Here is a 21,874-nt window from a genome sequence, read left to right as displayed (position 1 = left end):
TTGGACTCAGGCGACCCTTCCGGGTCGCCCGGTTTATTCGCTATTGCCAGCGTTTAGCCCACCAGCCACATGGCCAGGTTGGGCCAGAACAGCAGCGCGAACAGCACGCACAGTTGCAGGGCAATGAAGGGCAGCACTGCGATGAAGATGTCCTTGAGGCTGACCTCGGGAGGCGCCACACCCTTAAGGTAGAAGGCGGCCGGTCCGAAGGGGGGTGACAGGAAGGAAACCTGCATGTTGACCGCGAACAGGATGCCGAACCAGATCGGGCTGTAGCCCAGCTCCACCACGATCGGCACGAAGATCGGCAGGGTCAGCATGGCAACGCCGATCCAGTCGAGGAACATGCCCAGTACCAGCAGGATCGCCATCATCACCAGAATGATCACGATGGGCGCCACATCGAGCCCCATGATCATGCCCGAGATGAAGCGGTTGCCGCCCATCAGGTTATAGACCCCGACCAGCGCCGCGGCGCCGATGCCGATCCAGATGATCATGCCGCAGGTGGTCATGGTCTGGCCGAGACTCGAGTGCAGCGTCTTCACGGAAAACTCGCCGCGCAGCAGGATCGCCAGCAGTACGCCGAACACGCCCATCGCCGCCGCTTCGGTCACCGAGGCGACACCGCCGTAGATCGAACCCAGCACCATGAAGGCGATCAGCCCGGGTACGATGATGGCCTTGAGGGCCTGCCAGCGGTTGGAGAAACCGTCTTCGCGGTCGGCATCGGTCATCGGCGGCCCCATGTTGGGATCGCGCAGGCAGCGCACCATTACATAGGCGATGTAGGACCCCATCAGGATGACTGCGGGGGTAATGGCGGCGGTGAACAGGTCGGCGATCGACACGCTGGCGATCAGGCCATAGATGATCAGCACGATCGAGGGCGGCATCATGGTGCCCAGTGCCCCGCCCGCACAGACCACACCGATCGACAGGCGCTTGTCATAACCCAGGCGCAGCATCTGCGGCAGGGCCAGGATGCCCAGCAGCACGATCTCGCCGCCGATGATCCCGGACAGCGCGGCCAGGAAGAAGGCCACCACGATGGTCTGCACGGCGACCCCGCCGGGCAGGCGGCCGGCGAACACCCGCATGGCGTTGAACAGGTCCTTGGCGATGCCCGAGCGGTCGAGCAGCGAGGCCATCAACACGAACATCGGCACCGCCACCAGGGAGTACTCGGTGACAAAGCCAAACACGCGGCTGGTGACCAGCGGCACGGCGCTTCCGCCAAACCAGCCGAAGGTGAAGGCGAGCGCTACCAGGCCGGTGATGAAGGCCAGCGGCAGGCCGGTCACCAGCAGGGCGAATATCGCCCCGACCAGCAGGATCGTCGCGTCAGCGATCTCCATTATTGGGCTCCCTTATCGTCGGGCGTGGCAGTGGCGGGTTTGCCACGGAAAGACTGAGTCATGTGGATGAAGGACTGAACGCACATGATGATCAGGGCCAGCATGATCATGCCCTTCACCAGCGCCGGAAAAGGCGGATTCCAGGAGGTGCCGGAGCGCTCAAGCGACCATTCGCCGAAGGGGTTGTGCGAGGCATCCCAGAACATCAGGAAGGCGGCGTAACTCATGGCCAGGCAGAACAGGAAGGTGACCAGGTCGTTGAAGCGATCGAGCCAGCGCTTTAACCGCGGTCCGGCGGCATCGTAGAGCACCCGTACACGGATGTGCTGATTACCGGCCAGGGCGGCGGGGCCGCCGAGGGCGAAACTGACTGCCACCAGCATGACCACGCTTTCGTGAACCCAGGACGTGGGCGAGTTGAAGCCATAGCGCATGATGACCTCAAAGACGCTGATACCCATGGCGATGAACACCAGCCAGGCAGCACCTCTGGCACACCACACCACGCCGCGATCGAAGGTACTGCGTACCGGGTTCGGCGCCTGGTCTTCGGCGGTTGCGGGGACGCGGTCGTCCTCGTCGCTCATGAGGGGATCCTCGTCGTGAAACGTTTGAGACATGACTCCTCCTGGCGACGCCCGGGCGCCGCCATGGTGAGAAGAGTGATCAGCGAGACCCGAGTGGCCGGGTCTCGTCAGTGATACGAGTCGCTCATCGAACTGGCTCGTTGAACTGGCTCGTCGGGTCGGCTGGTTGGATTAGAGCAGTCCGCGAGCGGTCAGGAAGGCGGTGGCCGAGTCGTAGATCTTCTGCGTCATCTCGTTCTTGTCGGCCCATTCTTTCCATTCCTGCTGCGCCGCCTGGCGGAACTTCTTGCGCTCGTCCGCGGGCAGGTCGAACGGGTGCACATCCGGGTTGTCCTTGAGCGCTTGCAGGGTCTCGAGATCCTGCGCCTTGAGACGGGCGATCAGGTCATAGGCCATGCCATCGAAAGCGGTCTCGAGGGTGGTCTTCAGCTCGGTGGGCAGGTCATCCCAGATATCCTTGTTCAGTGATACCGCGATCATCGGCATGGAGTGGAAGCCCGGGTACAGCGGGTAGGGGGCGAAGTCGTGGATGCCCATGGCGTCGTTGTTGGACAGCACCGTGGAGTCGGCGGCATCGATCACGCCCTTCTCAAGGCCGGTATAGACCTCGGAGCCCGGCAGGTTGACCGGCGTGGCACCGATGCGCTCGAAGATGTTGTAGACCATGCCCTGCGGGGCGCGGATCTTGAGTCCCTGAAAGTCATCGATGGACTCGATCGGCACGGTCGAGGGAATCGATTCCAGCGGGAAGGTTGCCGCACTGATCAGGTGAGTGCCGTACGGGTTCGCCAGCTCGTTGTAGAGCTCTTCGCCACCGCCGTACTTCATGAACTCCAGGAAGTCATAGGGATCGCTCCAGGCGCCTACCAGATTGCCGAGCATGCCAAACGCCGGGTTCTGGCCGGAGAAGTAGCTGGGGTCGGTCATGTGGCCCTGGATGATGCCAGAGGACACCGCCTGCAGGGTTTCGGTGGGGCCAACCACAGAGTTGATCGGCATGACCTCGATGCTCACCCGGCCATCGGTCATGGTCTCGATCTTGTTGGCCCATTCCTCCTTGATCTTGAAGCTGGGTTCGCCGGAGGTTTCCGAGGCCTGCATCTTCCATTCGTATTCGGCCGCTTGCGCCGTGGACAGACCGATAAGCAGTGCTGTGCCGGTGAGTACCAGACTCGGCTTGAGGTAGGACATGTGAACGCTCCCATTGGAGATGTTGTTTTGTCGCGGGCCTTAAATGTTGTACATACGCCACATTTGTTCAACATATACTTTCGTATGTGTCGACTATGCGGCAAAGTGGCGCTACCGTCATGGCAGGCCTTGCCATACTTCGGGGCATCGCATTCAAGGCGAAAGACAGGCCGCGACACGCTAGAGGAGACTTCCATGACCGACGACAAGCGTCGACTACGCAGCGCCGAATGGTTCGGCACCGCCGACAAGAACGGCTTTATGTACCGTAGTTGGATGAAAAATCAGGGCATTCCCGATCATGAATTCCAGGGCAAGCCGATTATCGGCATCTGCAACACCTGGTCGGAGTTGACGCCTTGCAATGCCCACTTCCGCAAGATCGCCGAACACGTCAAGAAGGGTATTCTCGAGGCCGGCGGCTACCCGGTGGAGTTCCCGGTGTTCTCCAACGGCGAGTCCAACCTGCGTCCCACCGCGATGTTCACCCGTAACCTGGCGAGCATGGATGTCGAGGAAGCGATTCGCGGCAACCCGATGGACGCGGTGGTGCTGCTGGTGGGCTGCGACAAGACCACTCCGGCGCTGCTGATGGGCGCGGCGAGCTGCGATATTCCGACCATCGTGGTCACCGGCGGGCCGATGCTCAACGGCAAGCACGAAGGCAAGGACATCGGCTCGGGGACCGTGGTCTGGCAGCTCTCCGAACAGGTCAAGGCCGGCAAGATCTCGATTCATGACTTCATGGCCGCCGAGGCCGGCATGTCACGCTCGGCGGGTACCTGCAACACCATGGGCACCGCCTCGACCATGGCCTGCATGGCCGAGTCGCTGGGCACCTCCTTGCCGCACAATGCTGCCATTCCGGCGGTCGACTCGCGCCGCTATGTGCTCGCCCATCTGTCCGGCAACCGCATCGTCGAAATGGTCGACGAAGACCTCAAGCTATCGAAGGTGCTGACCAAGGGAGCCTTCGAGAATGCCATTCGCACCAACGCCGCGATCGGCGGCTCGACCAATGCGGTGATCCATCTGAAAGCGATCGCCGGGCGCATGGGCGTCGATCTGCCACTCGACGACTGGACCCGCGTCGGACGCGGTACGCCGACCATCGTCGATCTGCAGCCCTCCGGGCGCTTCTTGATGGAAGAATTCTACTACGCTGGCGGCTTGCCCGCGGTGCTCAAGCGCCTCGGCGAGAATGATCGCCTGCCGCACAAGGATGCCCTGACCGTCAACGGCAAGACCCTGTGGGAGAACGTTCAGGACGCGCCGCTCTACAACGACGAGGTGATTCGCCCGCTGGACAATCCTCTACGCGATGACGGCGGCATGTGCGTGCTGCGTGGCAACCTGGCCCCGGCCGGATCGGTGCTCAAGCCCTCGGCGGCGAGCCCCGAACTGATGCAGCATCGTGGCCGGGCGGTGGTCTTCGAGGACTTCGACGACTACAAGGCGCGTATCAACGACCCGGACCTGGAGGTCGACGCCGACAGCGTACTGGTGATGAAGCACTGTGGACCGCGCGGTTATCACGGCATGGCCGAGGTAGGGAACATGGGGCTGCCGGCCAAGCTGCTGGAGCAGGGGGTCACCGACATGGTGCGCATCTCGGACGCGCGCATGAGCGGCACGGCCTACGGCACCGTGGTGCTGCACGTGGCGCCAGAAGCCGCCGCCGGCGGGCCGCTTGCCGCTGTACAAAATGGCGACTGGATCGCGCTAGACGCCTATGCCGGCAAGCTGAACCTCGAGGTCGACGACGAGGAGCTCGAGCGGCGTCTCGCCGCCCATGATCCCACCGCAAGCTCCAGAAAAATCGCCAGCACGGGCGGCTATCGCCAGCTCTATATCGAACATGTGCTGCAGGCCGACGAAGGCTGCGACTTCGACTTCCTGGTCGGGTGTCGCGGTGCCGAGGTGCCGCGCCACTCGCACTGAGGTGACGGGACGCGGCATCCTCGTGGGGGCGGGTGGTTTTCAGGAGGTGACGGCGCGGGCGTTGTGTTCCGGGGTCTTCCTGGACCTCACCACCCGGTACCCCACGGCACCGGCGATGACCAGCATGCCGCCACAGCCGACGGCGAGGGCATAAGCGCCGGTGACCGCGGATTCGGGGATGCCGAATTGCCCTGCGAACGAGGCCAGCGTATCGGCGTACTGGTGCCACAGGAAGGTGCCCACGGCGACACCCGACAGCATGGTGAATGCGGCCACCCAGCGGGAGCCGGCTGTCCATGCAGTGGGCTCGTGCTCTTCATCGCTATGCAGGAAGGCCCGGTAGTCGTGCTCGGCCTGGCTGACCTGGGTCAGCATTGATGCCACGGCGATGGCGATCAGTGCCATCAGGGTACTGAGCAGCACGGGGTGCAGGTAGGTCGGCAGCGAGATCCACTCGGCCTGGACCATCAGCGACAGGATGAGGTTGCCGACGAAGCCCACGGTCAGCCCCCATCCGGCGCCGGCGGCGGTGATCCGGCGGCTCCAGATGCTCATCAGTGCCACCGGGCCCCAGGAGGAGGCGAACAGGGTTGCCGCGAACCACACCACGGCCATCACGGCCGGCGGCTGGAACAGCGCCAGGATCAGGGCGATCAGGCCAGCGCCCAGCACCGCGATCCGGCTGGTGCGCATCGCCGAGGCATCGCTGCGGCTGGCCGGCATGATGTCGTTGGAGATGCTGAAGCCGATGATCGACAGGAAGGTCGAGCAGGAGGACAGGCCGGCGGCGAAGACGCCGGTGAGGATCACCACGCCCAGCCAGGCCGGCAGGATATTGAGGGCGGCCCACACCATGGCGCGTTCGCCATCCAGGGTCGGGTCGTAGAGGTTGATGGCCGCGCCGGTCATCATCATCAGGGCGTAGAAGACCGCCAGTGACACCGCGGTGAGCATGGCCGAGCGCATGACCACGTGCTCATTGCGCGCCATCAGGTAGCGGCTGGACTGCCAGGGGCTTGCCGCCAGCACGGCGGCCCAAACAAGGCCCAGGGTCAGACCCCAGGTCAGCGCCTCGCTCGGCGATGAGAAGGTCGCGTCGTCGCCCTCGATGACGCCGTGCCATAGCGCGATGCCTGGCTTGTCGCTCTGGGTCAGAAGCCCCTCAATCACGCCATGCCAGCCGCCCAGGTCATGGATGATGTAGATCGAACCGCCCAGTGCCGCGACGGAGAAGATCACGAACATGATGGTGTCGGTCAGCATCACCCCCGGCGAGCCGGAGTAGAGGATGAAGCCGGTATAGGTCAGCCACACGAGCACCAGGCCGACCCAGTAGGGCATGCCGGTGAGCTCCTCGAACATGATGCCGGCGCCCTGCATCACGCCCAGCAGATAGGCGCCCAGGCCCAGCACCGTGGTCAGGCCGGCGATCCGCTGCACGCGCTTGGAGGCGAAGCGCTTACCGAAGAACTCGGGCACCGTCAGGGTGCCGCTACGCCGCAGATAGCGCCCGAAGGCCAGGGCGCCGAGCAGACACCCTGAGGTGCTGAAGGCGGCGAAGATCAGCATCACGAAGGGATAGCCCTGGTAGGCGAAGCCGGTCTCGCCGAGAAAGGCGCTGGTGCTCAGATAACTGGCGACCAGGGTGCCGAGGATGAGAAAGGTCGGAGCATTGCGCCCGGCGACCAGGTAGTCGTCGAGGTGCTTGACCCGTCGTCCGGCCAGGTGGCCGATAACGAAATAGCCGATCAGGCTCAGCAGGATGGCGGTGGTATAGACCATGGCAGAAACCGTGTTGAATTGTTGGGTTGCCTATGGTGCAGGCAGGACACCCGCTTACCGTTCTTGGTGCGTCATGCTGAAGAATGTATGCGACATCGCACCAGATTCGTTCGCCAGTGACAGCAGTGCTAGGCCGGGTAAAAACTTGCTGGAAGAGCGACGGCGAATCTCTCTTCGGAGAAGGCCACCCTGTCCGGGTAGGCCTTCTTCGGTTAGTCGTCCATGTCCAACATATGGATTGTATGTTTAACTTTTACTCGGCTGTAACGACGCCATCATCACAATAGAGGTGCAGACATGGCCCAAGAGTCACGCCGGCTCTCCCCTGACCAGCTGCGTTCGCGCGACTGGTTCGATAACCCCGAGCATCCCGGCACTACGGCGCTTTGCATCGAGCGCTATCTGAATTACGGCATGACGCTCGATGAGTTGACCTCGGGCAGACCGATCATCGGCATCGCTCAGTCCGGGTCGGACCTGACGCCCTGCAACCGCCACCACATCGAGCTGGTCAAGCGGGTCAAGGATGGCATCCGTGCCGCCGGTGGCGTGCCCTTCGAGTTCCCGCTGCATCCCATCCACGAGAACGTGCGCCGACCCACGGCGGCGCTGGATCGCAATCTGGCCTATCTGGGTCTGGTCGAGGTGCTGCACGGTTATCCGCTGGATGGTGTGGTGCTGACCACGGGCTGTGACAAGACCACGCCGGCCTGTCTGATGGCGGCCGCCACGGTCAATATCCCGGCTATCGTGCTGTCCGGCGGCCCCATGCTCAACGGCTGGCGCGGCGCCGAGCGCGTCGGCTCCGGAACCATCATCTGGGAGCTGAGAAAGCGGCTCGCGGCGGGGGATATTGACTATCCCGAGTTTCTGTCGCGGGCCAGCGACTCGGCGCCCTCGGTGGGCCACTGCAACACCATGGGCACCGCCTCGACCATGAACTCCATGGCCGAGGCGCTGGGCATGAGCCTGCCCGGCTCGGCGATGATTCCCGGGCCCTACAAGGAGCGCGCGATGATCGCCTATGGGACCGGCGAACGCGCGGTCGAAATGGTGTGGGAAGACCTGCGCCCGCTCGATATCCTGACCCGCGAGGCGTTCGAGAATGCCATCGTGACCTGCTCGGCGCTGGGCGGTTCGTCGAATGCGCCGGTGCACATCAACGCCATTGCACGACATGCCGGCATCGAGCTCGACAACGACGACTGGCAGCGGCTCGGCCATGCGGTGCCGTTGCTGGCCAATGTGATGCCGGCGGGGGCCTATCTGGGCGAGGAGTTCCATCGTGCCGGCGGCGTGCCGGCGGTGGTGTCAGAACTGCTCGCACACGGGCTGGTGCATGGCGAGGCGCTGACCGCCAACGGGTGCACCCTGGCCGACAATGTGGCCGGGCGCGAGACTCAGGACGCCGAGGTCATACGTCGCTTCGATAACCCCTTGGTCACGCATGCCGGCTTCCTCAATCTCAAGGGCAACTTGTTCGACTCGGCGTTGATGAAGACCAGCGTGATCTCCGCAGACTTCCGGCGCCGTTTCCTGGACGACCCCGCCGACCCCGAAGCGTTCGAGGGCCGAGTGGTGGTCTTCGATGGCTCGGAGGATTATCACGCGCGCATCGATGACCCGGCACTAAAGATCGATGCCACCACCATTCTGGTGATGCGCGGCGCCGGGCCCGTAGGCCATCCGGGCGGTGCCGAGGTGGTCAACATGCAGCCCCCCGAGGCATTGATTCGTCAGGGTATCGAGTCGTTGCCGTGTCTGGGGGATGGCCGCCAATCGGGCACCTCGGGCTCGCCGTCGATCCTCAACGCCTCGCCGGAAGCGGCCACCGGTGGGCCCCTTGCGCTGCTCGAGAGTGGTGACCGCCTGCGGGTGGATCTGGGCCGCTGCGAGGTGCAGCTTTTGATCGATGATGACGAGTTGGCGAGGCGCCAAGCACGGCTCGACGCCGCCGGTGGCTATCCCTACCCGGCGCATCAGACCCCCTGGCAGGAGATCCAGCGCTCGATGGTCGACCCGCTGGGTCGCGGCATGATTCTTAAGGGTGCAACCGAGTATCGCGACGTGGCGCGCCGCAGCCCGCCGCGGGATAACCATTGAGCCGCATGGCAGCAGGCGCTGGAGTTGCTCTGGTCCTGTCGGGCCTGCCTTGACCGGTTTCGCCCCATCGCGACGGCCTGGATCAAGAGGGTCACGGGCCCGTGATTGGCGGTGCGTACTGTTGTGAGGGCAGGTCGCGACGCTAGACTGCCGTCCGAGTGTTTTACTAGCAGGAGTGTGTCATGTCCCATTTTCGCTTGGGGATCGTCGGGGTTGGCAAGATCGTGCGCGATCAGCACCTGGCGGCCATCGAGGCCACGCCGGGCATCGAGCTTGTCGCCGTAGCCGACCCCTTCGCCGAGCTGCCAGGCATCGCCGGTTACCCGGATCTCGCGGCCATGCTCGAGGCGGAGCCAGACCTGGATGCCATCGCGATCTGTACGCCGACGCACCTACGCCATGAACTGGCCCGCCTGGCGCTTGTGCACGGCAAGGCGGTGCTGCTCGAGAAGCCCCCGGGGGCGACGCTTGCCGAGACCGAGGATCTCAAGGCACTGGCCGCTGAGAATGGCAGCGTGCTGTTCGCCGCCTGGCATTCGCGCTTTGCGCCAGGCATCCGTCGCGCCGCTGATTGGCTCAAGGACAGAACGGTGACCGCTGTCACCATCGACTGGCATGAAGACGTGCGGGTGTGGCACCCAGGGCAGGACTGGATCTGGGCGGCCGGTGGCATGGGCGTCTTTGACCCGGGGATCAATGCGCTGTCGATTATCACGCAGCTTATGCCCGCTCCGTTCTTCCTCAAGCACGCCGATCTTGAAGTGCCGGAAAACTGCCAGACGCCGATTGCCGCCAAGCTTTCCTTTAGCACCGCCGACGGCGTCGCGGTGGATGCCGATTTCGACTTCCGGCATGAGGATCCGCCGCGCTGGGACATGCGCATCGAGACCGATACCGGTGTGTTGAAGCTTGAAGGCGGTGGCGCGCGCTTGATTCTCGATGGCGACGTCGTGATCGATGAGCCGGAGCGAGAGTATCAGGGCGTCTACGCGCACTTCTGTGAGCTACTCAAGGCAGGGGAAAGCGATGTCGATATTGCCCCGCTGCGCCACCTGGCCGATGCGGCACTGCTTGGGCACCGGCGCACGGTAGAGGCGTTTATCGAATAGCGGGATTACTGGCTTGGCCGCCTGTGTGGCGGTTGAGCCGTGGCTTTCGTTCAAATGTCGGTCACTCAGGTGTCCGGCGTCAGGTTCATGCTGCTGCCCAATACCGATTCGCCGGGTTTGATACCCAAGGCGTTGGCCGTACCGGCCAGTACCGCTTGAGCGGCGCGGAAGGCTTCGTGTGGGCGGCGCGTGCGGATGGCCTCCATCATCTTGCGGTGGCACTCGAGGCTCGCTTCGGGATCGGTGGTGCTGACGTTGGACATCTTGACCAGCAAGTAGATGGAGGGGCGCAGAATGTGGGAAAGCTGTGCCCAGACGATATTGTGAGTGGCCTTGTAGATGGCGACATGGAAGGCCACGTCGTAATCGCTGTGCAAGCGCCTTTCTTCCGGGCCGGCATCATCGCGCATGTTCTGGCCCATGCCTTCGAAAGCTTCCTCTATCGCGACCAGATCGCGCGCCGTGGCCCGTTGGGCGGCCATCATGGCGACATACGGCTCAACATCCAGTCGAAATGACAGGATCTCGCGCTGGATCTCCGGGTTTGGCGCGGCATAGCGCGTCATCCAGCCGGTGACGGTCGGGTCGAGGATATTCCACTCGGAATATTCGCGAACCTTGGAGCCATGGCCTGAAATGCGCTCGATGATGCCAACATCGACCAACTGCCGCAGATCGCTTCGCACCGCCGAGCGATTGATGCCGAACTGTTCACAGAGATCGACTTCCTTGGGCACGTAGTCGCCGGCCTGATAGCGGCCAGAGAAAATCTCCTCGGCCAGATGTTCGGCGACGCTGACGCGCTGACTGGGCTTTTGCTGCTTATCCTTCACGTTGGCTCTATCCGGCAAAATGTAAATTCAAGTTGTCATATGTTGAACATATGAGCAAGCCGGCTATCACTAGCCGGTCTCGGTAGACGCTGTCGCCAGCACGACGAAACTATTGATCAGGGCATTGGCCTCGGGGGTTTCCTGAATGCCATCGCGAAGGGCAGCCACATTCTGGCCGGCCTCGGCGAGGCCCTCGCATTGATGCTCAAGATAGGCCCGTAACACCGGCGCGGTGAATTCCGGATGGAACTGCACACTCCATTGGCGGGGCCCGAGCCGCAGTGCCTGGTAAGGGTCGTGGGCGTTGTATGCCAGTACCTCCGCTCCCGAAGGTGGCGTGAGCACGGATTGAGCATGGGTCAGATGCGCCGGGAATCGGTCGGGCAGGGTGCCCAGCAGGGTGTCTGCTCGGCCGGCCTTAGTGAGCGCGACCTCTAAGGTGCCGGTTTCTCGGCCGCTCGGGTGATAGCCGCTGGTTCCGCCCAGCGCCTCGGCCACTAACTGATGACCGTAGCAGACGCCGAGTAAGGCCAGATTGCGCTCGCAGGCCTCGCGAAGCCAGGGCTTGAGCGCCTCGCTCCAGGGCTCGGCGTCGCTGACCATGGCATGAGAGCCGGTGATCAGTACGCCATCGAGTGCGTCATGGGCGGGTGGCGGCATACCGCCCCGTGCATCCCAAACCTCGAGCGTATGGTTGGGCAGGCGGGCCTGGAACAGCGCCTCGAAATTGCCATAGTCGGCGGTGATATCGGGGAAACTGTCCCCTGTCTTGATCAGCAGCAGTCGTGGCATGCGTCCTTCCCTGCAGTGGACTCGTGGGCGGAGGCTCAGGCCGGGTGGAGCGCCTTGCCCAGCGCCTGCATGAACTGGTCGCAGGCAGCGAGCTGCTCGTGTTCCACGTATTCGTCGGGCTGGTGCGCCTGGCCGATGCTGCCCGGCCCGCAGATCACGGTAGGCAGCCCCACGCCCTGAAACTGGCCGGCCTCGGTGGTATAGGCCACCGCCTCGTTGGGTCTGTCGCCGAGTAACGTCTTGCACAGCGCCACTGCCTCGGCGTTATCGCGATCGGCGAGTGCCGGCACCGTTTGGGTAATATGCTCGGTGACGATGCCGGTGCCCGGCGAGCGTGCCTGCATCTCGGCCTCGATTTCCCGGGCGTAATCCTCGAAGCGTGAATAGAGCGTCTCGAAGCTGTCGCTTGGCAGGTGGCGAATCTCCCAGTCGAAGTGACACTCGCGGGCCTTGATGTTGATCGCCGTGCCGCCCTGAATGCGCCCCACATGAAGGCTCGAGTGCGCCACGTTGAAGGCCGCGTCGAGGCGTCCCTCGGCTTTCAGCTCTTCCATGATGTCCTCGATGCGGGTAACCAACCGGGCGGCGACGTGGATCGCCGAGACGCCCTGATAGACCTGGCTCGAATGGGCGGCCTGGCCGGTCACCGTGGTGCGCAGGTTGGTGATGCCCTTGTGGGCCACCACCGGCGCCATCAGCGTCGGTTCGCCGACGATTACCGCCGCCGGGCGCGGCTCATCAGCCATCAGCCGCTCGATCAGGCTCGGTGCGCCCAGGCAACCGACTTCCTCATCGTAAGACAATGCCAGATAGATCGGCCGCTCGAGGCTCTCTTCGACCCACTGCGGCACTTGGGCCAGCGCGCAGGCGATGAAGCCCTTCATGTCGCAGGTGCCGCGGCCATAGAGGCGACCATCGTCGCCGTCGCGCAGCGTGAATGGATCAGTCGACCAGGGTTGGCCATCTACCGGCACCACATCGGTGTGCCCGGACAGCACCACCCCGCCCTCGACAGCTGGTCCAATGCGCGCCAACAGATTGGCCTTGCTGCCATCATCGTTTTCGATGCGCTGGTAGGGCACGCCATGATCATCGAGGTAGCCTTCGATGAAGCGGATCAGTTCCAGGTTGGAGTCGCGCGAGACGGTGGCAAAGCCCACCAGCGTCTCGAGCAGGGCGATGGCGGTCATGATCTGACTCCTAAACGGTGAATGGCGCTAGCCTATCATGGGGCTGCATAATGGGGAGACGATCGCACCATTAGAGCGTTCTTAATTTTGGACGCTAAACGTTGAACACAGAAATTGCGATCTTTTACTTTTGTATCCTACTATTAACGACTTGGGTGTACTCCATTTGTTCTTAGAAGGATAATAAGATGTCGAATAAATTCATCGGGCTAAAGAAAAATCTTTCCAAGTCCGCGCTGGGGTTGGGGCTGGCCCTTAGCGTCGTGGCCACTGACGTGGCTGCCGCAGAATATAACTGGCGCTTCAGCAACCTTTACAGTCGGGGCACTGCGTTTGGCGAGCTGTACGAGAATCTTGGTGAGAACATCGAGGAGCTATCGGACGGCCGCATTAATGTACAGGTTCTCTACTCCGGCGAAGGTGTCGGTACCACTGGCCTGCTGGGCGCCGTAAAATCCGGGCTTATCACCATGGGTGCTCCCTTCCAGTCGATGCACGCCGGTGAGCTGCCGGCCGGGGTCGTCGAGATCGGCCTGCCGGGCGGCACCGCCGATACCGACGAGCTTTACAGCCTGTTCCACGAGAAGGGCTGGGGCGACGTGCTGGAAGAGGCCTATGGTTCCCAGGGACTGGTATGGCTCGAGCCCTACATCCAACCGCCGGTCTACATTCTGACCAAGGAACCGATCGAGTCGGTGGAAGACTTTGAGGGGCTGAAGATTCGTGCGCCCGGTGCCTACGGCAAGTTCCTGCGTAACCTGGGTGCTTCTCCGGTTTCCATGGCCTGGAGCGAGATTTACACCAGCCTTGCTACCGGCGTCATCGATGGCTCTATCGGCAGCAACATGATCGACCACCGCGACGGTAACCATGTTGAAGTCGCCAAGTACATGTACCCGCTGCCGCTGGCCGGCGCGCAGGTTCTGCCGATCGTGGTGAATCGCAGTGCCTGGAACAAGCTACCCGATGAGCTGAAAGAAGCCGTGCGCGAGGCCACCGAGATTCATGCTGAGCAGCAGCTGACCAAGTCTCAAGAGTGGGAAAGCGAGGCCATAGAAGAAATGAAGGCCAATGGCATGCAGTGGAGCCCGGAGCCGAGCGAAGCCGACAAGGAAGCATGGGCTGAAGCTGGCGCGACGCTGCGCGAAGAGTATGCCGAACAGGGCAAATACAGCAAGCAGCTGATCGAAATCCTGAATGAGACCGGTTACTGATAATGCAACGGGCATTTCGCCTACTGCATTAGCGCTCTTGAAAGCGGGCGGCGTGTTGTGACTTCCCCCGCTTTTCATGGCCATGATCGGACTTTCGGCCGATGAAAATGCATCAAGGCATTTTCTTGTTGAGCCGGCACTGGGATTGAGGTGTCGGCTCAATCATTCTCAGAAACGAGAAGGCCTACAAGAGGCGGAAAGTACGCGGTGCTTTCCGCCTTTTCATGATTTCAGGAGATCCCTTATGTTCCATACGTTTCTGAGGGGGCTCTGCCACAGTATTGATTTCATTGTCATGCTGACGGGCAAAGCAGCTTCCTACCTGATGCCGCTATTGGCCGGCATCGTCGCCTTTGAAGTATTCGCCCGCTACGTGCTCGGTAGTCCCACTATCTGGGCCTACGACACGTCACTGTTTCTGTTCGGCTACATTACGGCCCTGGGTGGCGCTTATGCCCAGCAGAAGCGGGCACACATCAACGTCGACATTCTCTATTTGAAGGTCTCACCCAAGGCCAAGAGTGTCTTCAACATCATTGGTTTCGCCCTCGGTATCTTCTTCCTGATCATTATCGTGAAGGTGAGTACCGGCAAGCTGTTTGAGGCCCTGGAATACGATTACCGCCGCGAGAGTGAATGGGCGCCGCCCATGTATCACTTCTGGATAATGATGATCATTGCCTGCGGGCTTTTTATTGCCCAACTGGCGCGGGACACATTGAACGATGTGTATTATCTGGCGACGGGTACCCCGCTGCTGAAACAAAAAGAGGGGACTCATCATGGGGATTGAACTGCTGACTGGGGTGCTGCTGCTGTGCATCCTGATCTTCTTCGCCCTGGGCGCCCCTGTAGGCCTCGCGCTGGGCGGCATTGCCATGGCGATTGGCTACACGACCTGGGGCGAGGGCATCTTTAATGTCATTCCCACCACCCTGGAATCGACCTTCTTCAGCTTCATCCTCCTGGCTATCCCTCTGTATATCTACATGGGGCAGTTGCTGACCAAGTCAGGCATCGGCGATGCCATGTTCAACGCCAGTCAGCTGCTGCTCGGGCGCGTGCGTGGTTCTTTGGCCATCAGCGTTATCGGGGTGTGCTCGATGATTGGTGCCATGGTCGGCATCATCGGCGCCGGCATCATGACCTCCGGCAGTATCGCCCTGCGTCCGATGCTGAATCGTGGCTATAACAGGCGACTGGCGCTTGGCGTCATCATGGCAGGCGGTGGCCTGGGTATCCTGATTCCGCCCAGCATTCCCATGATCATGTTCGCGGCAGCGACCCAGAACTCGGTCGGGCGCATGTTCCTTGGCGCCATGATGCCGGCGTTGCTGACGATCGTGCTCTTGATCACCTATGTGGTTGTCAGCTGCTGGCTCAATCCGTCACGTGCACCCCGGGACACGGATAATAACGATGAGCCTGCCCCCACACCCAAGCAGAAGTTTCTCATCCTGCGCGATGGCCTTTCTGCGCTACTGCTGATCTTCGTTGTGCTGGGCAGCATCATCACGGGCATTGCCACCCCGACCGAGTCCGGCGCCATCGGGGTTGTCGGGGCCATTCTACTGGCGATCCTGTTCAAGCGTTTCAGGCCCGCCATGCTGCAGTCTGCTGGCTTTCAGACCGCTACGCTGGTCAGTGTGGCCATGTGGATCATCTTCGGTGCTTCGGTATTCAGCAACTTCCATTTGCTGATGGGGGTACAGAGCATGGTGGCCGATCTCGCCGCTAGCCTGGACCTGCCGCCCATCATGATCATCATCATGTTCCAGCTGATCATGTTGCTGCTGGGCTTCATCATTGATGAGTTCATCATCGTACTGATGTGCGCGCCCCTGTTTACGCCGATTGCCGTTTCACTGGGCTATGACCCCATCTGGTTCGGTGTACTGATGATCCTCAACATCCTGATTGCCGTGCAGACGCCGCCCTATGGCTTCGCCCTGTTTTACCTGAAGGGGATTGCACCGTCGGATGTCGGAATGGGAGAGATATACCGATCAGTCACGCCATTTATAGCGGTGAACCTGGTCGTGCTGATCCTGTGCATGATTTTCCCGGAGATCGTGCTTTGGCTGCCCAACAAAGTCATGAGTTGAGGTGAATCCATGTTCAATCACATCCTGATCCCCGTCGATCTCGTTCATCAAGAGCAGCTCGCTAGGTTGCGGGAGTCCGCCCGCTTGTTGATTGATGGCGCGGGCAGCATCACCCTGCTCTATGTGGACCCGATTACAGTTCACAAAGAAGCGCTAATGATTCAGTTGGGGGAAAGCCAGTACGCTGAACATCAACAGGAGGCGCAGGCCCAACTGCAGACTCTCTCCGAGTCGCTGCAGGTGGAGAACGTCACCATGAATATCGTCACCCGAGAAGGCAGCGCTCATGATCAGATTCTCGAATACGCCTCGGAGATTGGTGCCGATGCCATCCTGATGATGGCCAGCCGGCCTGGATTTACCGACTACTTCATCGGCTCGACAGCCGAGCGGGTGGTGCGCCATGCCGGTTGCTCGGTCTTTGTGATTCGCTAAGTCGTTAAGTTAGTAGGCAAGTGCAGTAGGCAAGCGGCCGTCAGATGTGTCTGACGGCCGCTTTTTTTGTGCTTGAACAATCGATACGCCTTGGCGATGGGATTAACCGCCGGGGTAGGGGCGCTCTTTGGTGTGGCGGCTTGAAGGAAGCGGCGCTAGAGGTAGACGTCATTCCCTGCCGCTAGGCCCTTGCGGCGTTGTCCATCATGGCAAAGTAACGAACGCCAGCGCGAGGGCGTGATGCCGAAGGCACGGCCGAAGGCGCGGGTCATGTGGCTTTGGTCAGCAAAGCCTGCCGAGAGCGCGGCCTCGCTCAGGCTGACGCCAGCGGCAATGCGCTGCCTGACAAGATCCAGCCGGCGTAGCGTGAGATAGCGATAGGGGCTGGTGCCAAACAACGCGCGAAAGTCGCGGGAGAGTGTCCAACGTTCCTGACCCGTTACCCGCTCAAGGTCGTCCAGCGATACGCCTTCATGATGGTGCGCATCGAGATAGGCCCGAGCCAGATTGGCCGCACGCATGTCGGGTGCCGTTCTCGGGTGAGCGAGCCGAGTATCGCTATTGGCTTCTAGTACTCTGGCCAATTCCGCGATGCCGGCTGCCTCTTCGAGCGCGTCCAAGGGCGCCTCGATGGATGTCAGCAGGAAGCGTACGGCGCGCTGCAAGGACGGGGCTGTAGACAGGCCACCGGTGATATGAGGAAGCGTTCTGCCACCTAGCGCGTCTTGGATGAGGGCTGGAGTGACGTAGAGCATCCGGTAGTGAAAGCCACGGGCGTCACCGGCATGGCCATCGTGGGCCTCGTCCGGGTGAATCACCATCACGGTACCGGGCAGGCTGTGCCGATAGTCGCGGCGATAATGAAAGCTCTGCACGCCGCTTAGCGTGATGCCAATGGCGAAGGTATCGTGGCGGTGCGTTGTGTAGGCATGGCCCTGAAAGCGTGCCTCCAGGCGCTCGATTCGCGTTGGCGGCGCCACAAAGCACCAATCGGCATTCATCTCGCTCATGGTGACTCCACTCAGAGCAACGGCACGAGAACATAATCGACGAGCATCATGACGGCGACAACGACAAGCAGCAGCGCCATGACCCGGTTGCAGGCACGCAAGTATCGCGGCTGATGAATTCGCTTGCCAACGACTTTGCCTGCCAAGAAGTAGAGCGTAGGCGCACCGCCGCCTCCGAGCGCAATCAGCGCCGAACAACTGATTAATGCGATACCGGTAATGTCTCGGCCGGGGAACATGACCGTCGTTATCGGTATGACGACAAGTGAGTTCTTGGGATTCAGCAACTGCATGAAAAGCCCGTTACTGAAGCTCAATCGGTTTGGGGCTGCTTGGCTATTGTCGTCAGCGGCTGCTGGTTTCGACGTAAACACCTTGTATGCCAAGTAGAGAATATAGGCACTACCCGCCAGCGCGACATAGGGAATCAGGTCTTGCACGACCAAAAGCTGGCCCGCAAAGCCGATCAAGGCGAACCAGCAGAAAATCGCCAACGCCACGCCGACGAAGAAGCCGTAGGTGTCGCGCAGTGGTGAGGAAAGCCCCGCGTTCAAACCCATCAGGTTCACAGGGCCAGGCGTGTACATCACGGTGAACGCGTACAAGACGATTTCCATCTCTCTGCCTCATCGATAGCCGGTTGTTAGTTGATTTCATAGGCTAGCGAGCGTCGAGGGAGTGGTCTTGAACGATCCTGCAGCGCCTTGGCCTGGTACTCGGTAGTGTCAGGCCAGTCGTGAGAACAAGGGCATTAACAGCGCGAAGAGCTCAGCCTGAGAGGATATGCCGCACTTGGCGTAGAGCTGGCGGCGGAAGACCTTTACCGTTTGGAGGCTGATCTCCAAGTGGAGACTGATGGATAGCGATGAGTGGCCACGCAGTATCAGTAGCGCCACTTCGGCCTGGCGTGGGCTAAGGCCGATGTCATGGTCCTGCTTCAGGGCTTCACGCAGCCGTTCTTCCAGTGGGGCGGGGGCTGCATCAGCGAGACTCTCGGGTTGATAGTCACGCCAGTGCATTTCCAGCAATGCGCTAAGGGCCATCTCGTTCTCGTGAAGGGCCTGGACCTCGTGCTTGCCAAAAGCTGTCCCGCTGGAGCGGTCTCTACCGAAACAGGCGGTCAGCGTAATACTCTCGGAAATGCTGGCAAAAACTGCCACCTCGTCGAGCAGCGTGGTCTGCTTGTAATAGTTGTTATAGTAATGCGTGCGCCGGAAATGATCCGGTGCCACGTCCACCAGCCGCCGTATTCCCCGCACCTTGCCCTTGAGGTGCTCGCGGTAGAAAGGGTCCAACAGGTAGGCTCCACCGAGATACTGGCTATCCATCGGTAGATAGACAACGGGGTCGGTGTACTCCCGATAGAGCACCGCCGGCCGGTGCTCGCCGTGGTAGGCAATGATGATCAGGTTGTCGAATGCCGCCAGGCCTTCCACCAGTCGGGCAAAACGTCGGGGTAGCTCTGGCGTGGCCAAGGCCTTGATGGTCTTGCCCAACGCCTCGTCATAGTCGCTGTGTGTCACCAATCCCTCATGTCCAAGACCACATACCACGCTGGGGTTATATACGCTCCGAAGGCCGGATCATACGGTTCTAGGTCGTGTTGCTAGCAACGCGTCGCAGTCTAGCCGGGCGATTCCAATGCCGGTGGCTGCGTGGCTGTGCCGCTCAGAATATGAGACCAGGCACCGCCATCCATTTTGTTGCACTGGCCGGGCATTTGCTCGGCGCCGATGTCAACGTGTCCTGGAGACGAAGCATGAACGACAACAATATCAAACTTGAAAGAACCCTATCGCTGAAGGCCGTGGTGCTGTTTGGCCTTGCGTACATGACGCCACTGATCGTGCTGGGGACCTTCGGTGTCATCGCCAGCGTCAGCCATGGCGCCGTACCCACAGCGTATCTCATCACCACCGTGGCGATGCTGTTTACCGCCTATAGCTACGGCATCATGGCGCGGACCTATCCGGTATCGGGCTCTGCCTATACCTATGCACGCCGGGCCATCGACTCACGCGTCGGCTTCCTGGTGGGCTGGAGCGTGCTGCTGGACTACTTCTTCTTGCCGATGGTGATCTGGCTGATCGGCGCCGCCTACCTGAACGCGCGCTTCCCCGAGGTGCCTAGCTGGGCGTTCTTGCTGGGCTTTATCGGCATCACCACCTTCCTGAATATCTATGGCATCAAGATGGCATCGAAGGTGAACTCGCTGCTGATGGTGTTCCAGATCTTGGTCATCGGCTTCTTCGTGCTGCTGTCTGTTCGTCATGTGTTCTCGACCGGCGGCACCGATGCCCTGTTCAGCCTGGCACCGTTCATCGGCGAGGATTCCGGCTTTACCACCATTGCCGCCGCTTCAGCCGTAGCAGCTTACTCCTTCCTGGGCTTTGACGCCGTTACCACGCTGACCGAAGAGACCATCGAGCCCAAGCGCAACATTCCCCGGGCGATTATGCTCACCGCCCTGATCGGGGGTGGTATCTACGTGCTGGTGGGCTACACCACCCAGCTCGCGCATCCCGGCAGCGATTTCGCCGAACCTGATTCAGCCGCCTTCGAGATCGCCAGGATGATTGGCGCAGACCTGTTCGGGGCCATCTTCCTGGCCGGAATGGTGCTGGCGCAGTTCACCTCGGGCTTGGCGGCACAGGCCAGTGCATCACGCCTGCTGTACGCCATGGGGCGCGACGCCGTGCTGCCGCGCAAGCTGTTTGGTGCCCTGCATCCGCGGTTTCATACACCTGTCTTCAGCATCGTACTGACCGGCGGCATCGGTGTTATCGCCCTGTTCATGGACGTGCTGTCAGCCGCCTCGTTCATTAACTTTGGCGCCTTCATTGCCTTCACCATGGTCAACCTCTCGGTGATCTTCCTTGTGAGCAAGGATGCGGATGCCAAGCGTCGCTACGGCGTCTTTAAGGGCGTTGTCGTGCCGCTGATCGGTGCCATGGTCAACCTGTGGCTGATGAGCAAGCTGGATATCAACGCGGTGTTCCTGGGCCTGATCTGGCTACTGATCGGTGTGTCTCAGTTGGCCTACCTGACCCGTTTCTTCCGCCGTGAACCGCCGGAAGTGGCCTTCGATGAATCCGATTCCGAGTCTGAGTCTGAGCCGGCGACTGCCTCGGCTGAAGCGCATCGCTAATGGAGGCTGACATGCCCAGATACTTGCCCATTCTGGTCGTTCAGGAAGCCTCACGACAGCCAGGCACGGATGCCGAGCTGCGCGACTTCGAGGCGGAACTTGCCGACTACCTGAGCGACTTCGGTGCTGAGTTTGATCAGCCACGCATGGTGGTGTACCCGGAGTTCTACCTATGCGCTGCCAGTGGCACGCCTGAACAGCGCAGAGCACAGTTGGAGGCGGCCGCCGAACCGATCGATGGCCTTCGCCATCAGCACTTGTCGCGCATCGCCCGGAATCTGAGCATCTGGCTGTTGCCGGGCACCGTCTGCGAGCGAGGCGACGACGGCCATTTGTACAACACCGCACCGGTGTATTCGCCTGAGGGCGAACGAGTAGCCGCCTATCGCAAGTGCTTCCCCTGGCGGCCCTATGAGCCGTTTCAGCCGGGCAATAGCTTTGAGGTGTTTGATGTTCCCGGGATCGGCCGGATAGGCCTGGCCATTTGCTATGACATCTGGTTTCCGGAAGTGGTGCGGCAATTAGCCTGGTTGGGGGCGGACGTGATCATCAATCAGGTCGCTACCTCGACCAGTGACCGCGCCCAGGAACTGGTATTGGTGCAGGCTAACGCCATCTTCAACCAGGTGTTTATGGTCAGCGTCAATTCGGCCACGCCCTCGGGCGAAGGGCAGAGCCTGATTGTGGATCCCGAAGGCCATGTGCGCTCGCAAATGCCCGGCGCCACCTCGGGAATCCTCACCGATGTGCTCAACCTGGATGAGGTGGAACGCGTGCGGACCTTCGGCACCGCAGGCTTTAATCGCATGTGGTCCCAGTGCCGGAATGAGGACCCGGTGTTGGAATTACCGATGTATGAAGGCCGTATTGATCCCCGCAAATGGAATCGAGAGCGATAAACTGTCCAGACGTTAGTCTTCACAGAAAAGTGCGGCTCAACACCGCACTTTTTTTGGTTCTGAATTTGGGTAGGTACCGGTTTTGGCGTATATCAGGTAAATAGTCCTGTTGGGGAGCGCTCACTTCGCCCTAAAGGCCTTATTCATCAGTGTTACTACAAAATACCACTCTCGCTC

19 protein-coding genes are annotated in these 21,874 nt (G+C 61.1%); 9 read left to right on the top strand and 10 right to left on the bottom strand.

The window, feature by feature from the left end:
* Window positions 1–53: 53 nt before the first annotated feature.
* The 3 genes from ETC27_RS02735 to ETC27_RS02725 form a co-directional block, all read right to left on the bottom strand.
* The gene (locus ETC27_RS02735) at window positions 54–1,358 is read right to left on the bottom strand and encodes a TRAP transporter large permease (RefSeq protein ID WP_136253425.1); all 1,305 of its coding nucleotides are present in this window, start codon (window positions 1,356–1,358) and stop codon (window positions 54–56) included.
* Complete coding sequence (locus ETC27_RS02730) at window positions 1,358–1,945, bottom strand: TRAP transporter small permease subunit (protein ID WP_240724794.1); 588 nt, start codon at window positions 1,943–1,945, stop codon at window positions 1,358–1,360. Before ETC27_RS02730 ends, ETC27_RS02735 begins: the two co-directional genes overlap by 1 nt.
* A gap of 171 nt (window positions 1,946–2,116) precedes the next feature.
* A complete protein-coding gene (locus tag ETC27_RS02725) occupies window positions 2,117–3,136 on the bottom strand; it encodes a TRAP transporter substrate-binding protein (RefSeq protein ID WP_136253423.1) in 1,020 nt (339 codons plus the stop codon).
* Between the two features lie 195 nt (window positions 3,137–3,331).
* On the opposite strand from ETC27_RS02725, the gene ETC27_RS02720 reads away from it, so the two are divergent.
* Window positions 3,332–5,077 (top strand): IlvD/Edd family dehydratase, encoded by a 1,746-nt coding sequence (locus tag ETC27_RS02720; RefSeq protein ID WP_136253422.1) that lies wholly within the window; start codon window positions 3,332–3,334, stop codon window positions 5,075–5,077.
* Window positions 5,078–5,116: 39 nt separating this feature from the next.
* Here ETC27_RS02720 and ETC27_RS02715 read toward each other — a convergent pair whose 3' ends face one another.
* Window positions 5,117–6,859, bottom strand: a complete 1,743-nt coding sequence (locus ETC27_RS02715) for a sodium:solute symporter family protein (RefSeq protein WP_136253421.1) — start codon at window positions 6,857–6,859, stop codon at window positions 5,117–5,119.
* 297 nt (window positions 6,860–7,156) lie between these two features.
* Here ETC27_RS02715 and ETC27_RS02710 point away from each other — a divergent pair, with 297 nt between their 5' ends.
* Window positions 7,157–8,962: an IlvD/Edd family dehydratase gene (locus ETC27_RS02710; RefSeq protein ID WP_136253420.1), complete on the top strand. Its 1,806-nt coding sequence runs from the start codon at window positions 7,157–7,159 to the stop codon at window positions 8,960–8,962.
* A 182-nt stretch (window positions 8,963–9,144) separates the two neighbouring features.
* Window positions 9,145–10,071, top strand: coding sequence for a Gfo/Idh/MocA family protein (locus ETC27_RS02705; protein ID WP_136253419.1), 927 nt, complete (start codon window positions 9,145–9,147; stop codon window positions 10,069–10,071).
* 65 nt (window positions 10,072–10,136) lie between these two features.
* On the opposite strand, the gene ETC27_RS02700 is transcribed toward ETC27_RS02705, so the two are convergent.
* The 3 genes from ETC27_RS02700 to argE form a co-directional block, all read right to left on the bottom strand.
* Window positions 10,137–10,904: a FadR/GntR family transcriptional regulator gene (locus ETC27_RS02700; protein ID WP_136253418.1), complete on the bottom strand. Its 768-nt coding sequence runs from the start codon at window positions 10,902–10,904 to the stop codon at window positions 10,137–10,139.
* Between the two features lie 69 nt (window positions 10,905–10,973).
* The gene (locus ETC27_RS02695) at window positions 10,974–11,696 is read right to left on the bottom strand and encodes a glutamine amidotransferase (protein WP_136253417.1); all 723 of its coding nucleotides are present in this window, start codon (window positions 11,694–11,696) and stop codon (window positions 10,974–10,976) included.
* A 35-nt stretch (window positions 11,697–11,731) separates the two neighbouring features.
* Complete coding sequence (gene argE, locus ETC27_RS02690) at window positions 11,732–12,886, bottom strand: acetylornithine deacetylase (protein ID WP_136253416.1); 1,155 nt, start codon at window positions 12,884–12,886, stop codon at window positions 11,732–11,734.
* 188 nt (window positions 12,887–13,074) lie between these two features.
* Here argE and ETC27_RS02685 point away from each other — a divergent pair, with 188 nt between their 5' ends.
* The 4 genes from ETC27_RS02685 to ETC27_RS02670 all read left to right on the top strand — a co-directional run bounded on the left by ETC27_RS02685 (window position 13,075) and on the right by ETC27_RS02670 (window position 16,640).
* The gene (locus ETC27_RS02685; RefSeq protein ID WP_136253415.1) at window positions 13,075–14,100 is read left to right on the top strand and encodes a TRAP transporter substrate-binding protein; all 1,026 of its coding nucleotides are present in this window, start codon (window positions 13,075–13,077) and stop codon (window positions 14,098–14,100) included.
* 244 nt (window positions 14,101–14,344) lie between these two features.
* Entirely contained in the window at window positions 14,345–14,893 is a 549-nt protein-coding gene (locus tag ETC27_RS02680; protein WP_136253414.1) for a TRAP transporter small permease subunit, read from the top strand.
* Complete coding sequence (locus ETC27_RS02675) at window positions 14,883–16,205, top strand: TRAP transporter large permease (RefSeq protein ID WP_136253413.1); 1,323 nt, start codon at window positions 14,883–14,885, stop codon at window positions 16,203–16,205. Before ETC27_RS02680 ends, ETC27_RS02675 begins: the two co-directional genes overlap by 11 nt.
* 9 nt (window positions 16,206–16,214) lie before the next feature.
* Entirely contained in the window at window positions 16,215–16,640 is a 426-nt protein-coding gene (locus tag ETC27_RS02670; protein ID WP_136253412.1) for a universal stress protein, read from the top strand.
* Between the two features lie 155 nt (window positions 16,641–16,795).
* Here ETC27_RS02670 and ETC27_RS02665 read toward each other — a convergent pair whose 3' ends face one another.
* From ETC27_RS02665 to ETC27_RS02655, 3 genes are all read right to left on the bottom strand, one after another.
* Window positions 16,796–17,650: an AraC family transcriptional regulator gene (locus ETC27_RS02665; protein ID WP_136253411.1), complete on the bottom strand. Its 855-nt coding sequence runs from the start codon at window positions 17,648–17,650 to the stop codon at window positions 16,796–16,798.
* Between the two features lie 11 nt (window positions 17,651–17,661).
* Window positions 17,662–18,267 carry a LysE family translocator gene (locus tag ETC27_RS02660; RefSeq protein ID WP_136253410.1) on the bottom strand — a complete coding sequence of 202 codons (606 nt, stop codon included), beginning with the start codon at window positions 18,265–18,267 and terminating at the stop codon, window positions 17,662–17,664.
* A 108-nt stretch (window positions 18,268–18,375) separates the two neighbouring features.
* Window positions 18,376–19,173: a helix-turn-helix transcriptional regulator gene (locus ETC27_RS02655; protein ID WP_136253409.1), complete on the bottom strand. Its 798-nt coding sequence runs from the start codon at window positions 19,171–19,173 to the stop codon at window positions 18,376–18,378.
* A gap of 236 nt (window positions 19,174–19,409) precedes the next feature.
* Between ETC27_RS02655 and ETC27_RS02650 the strand changes: the two genes are divergently transcribed.
* Both ETC27_RS02650 and ETC27_RS02645 read left to right on the top strand, forming a co-directional pair.
* Window positions 19,410–20,798 (top strand): APC family permease, encoded by a 1,389-nt coding sequence (locus tag ETC27_RS02650; protein WP_136253408.1) that lies wholly within the window; start codon window positions 19,410–19,412, stop codon window positions 20,796–20,798.
* Between the two features lie 11 nt (window positions 20,799–20,809).
* Window positions 20,810–21,697 carry a carbon-nitrogen hydrolase family protein gene (locus ETC27_RS02645; RefSeq protein ID WP_168709012.1) on the top strand — a complete coding sequence of 296 codons (888 nt, stop codon included), beginning with the start codon at window positions 20,810–20,812 and terminating at the stop codon, window positions 21,695–21,697.
* Window positions 21,698–21,874 lie beyond the last annotated feature (177 nt).

It is taken from the genome of Onishia niordana (assembly GCF_004798965.1).
Lineage (GTDB): Bacteria > Pseudomonadota > Gammaproteobacteria > Pseudomonadales > Halomonadaceae > Onishia > Onishia niordana.
Note: the sequence above shows the minus strand (reverse complement) of the source record. Positions and strands in the feature narration are given on the sequence as shown.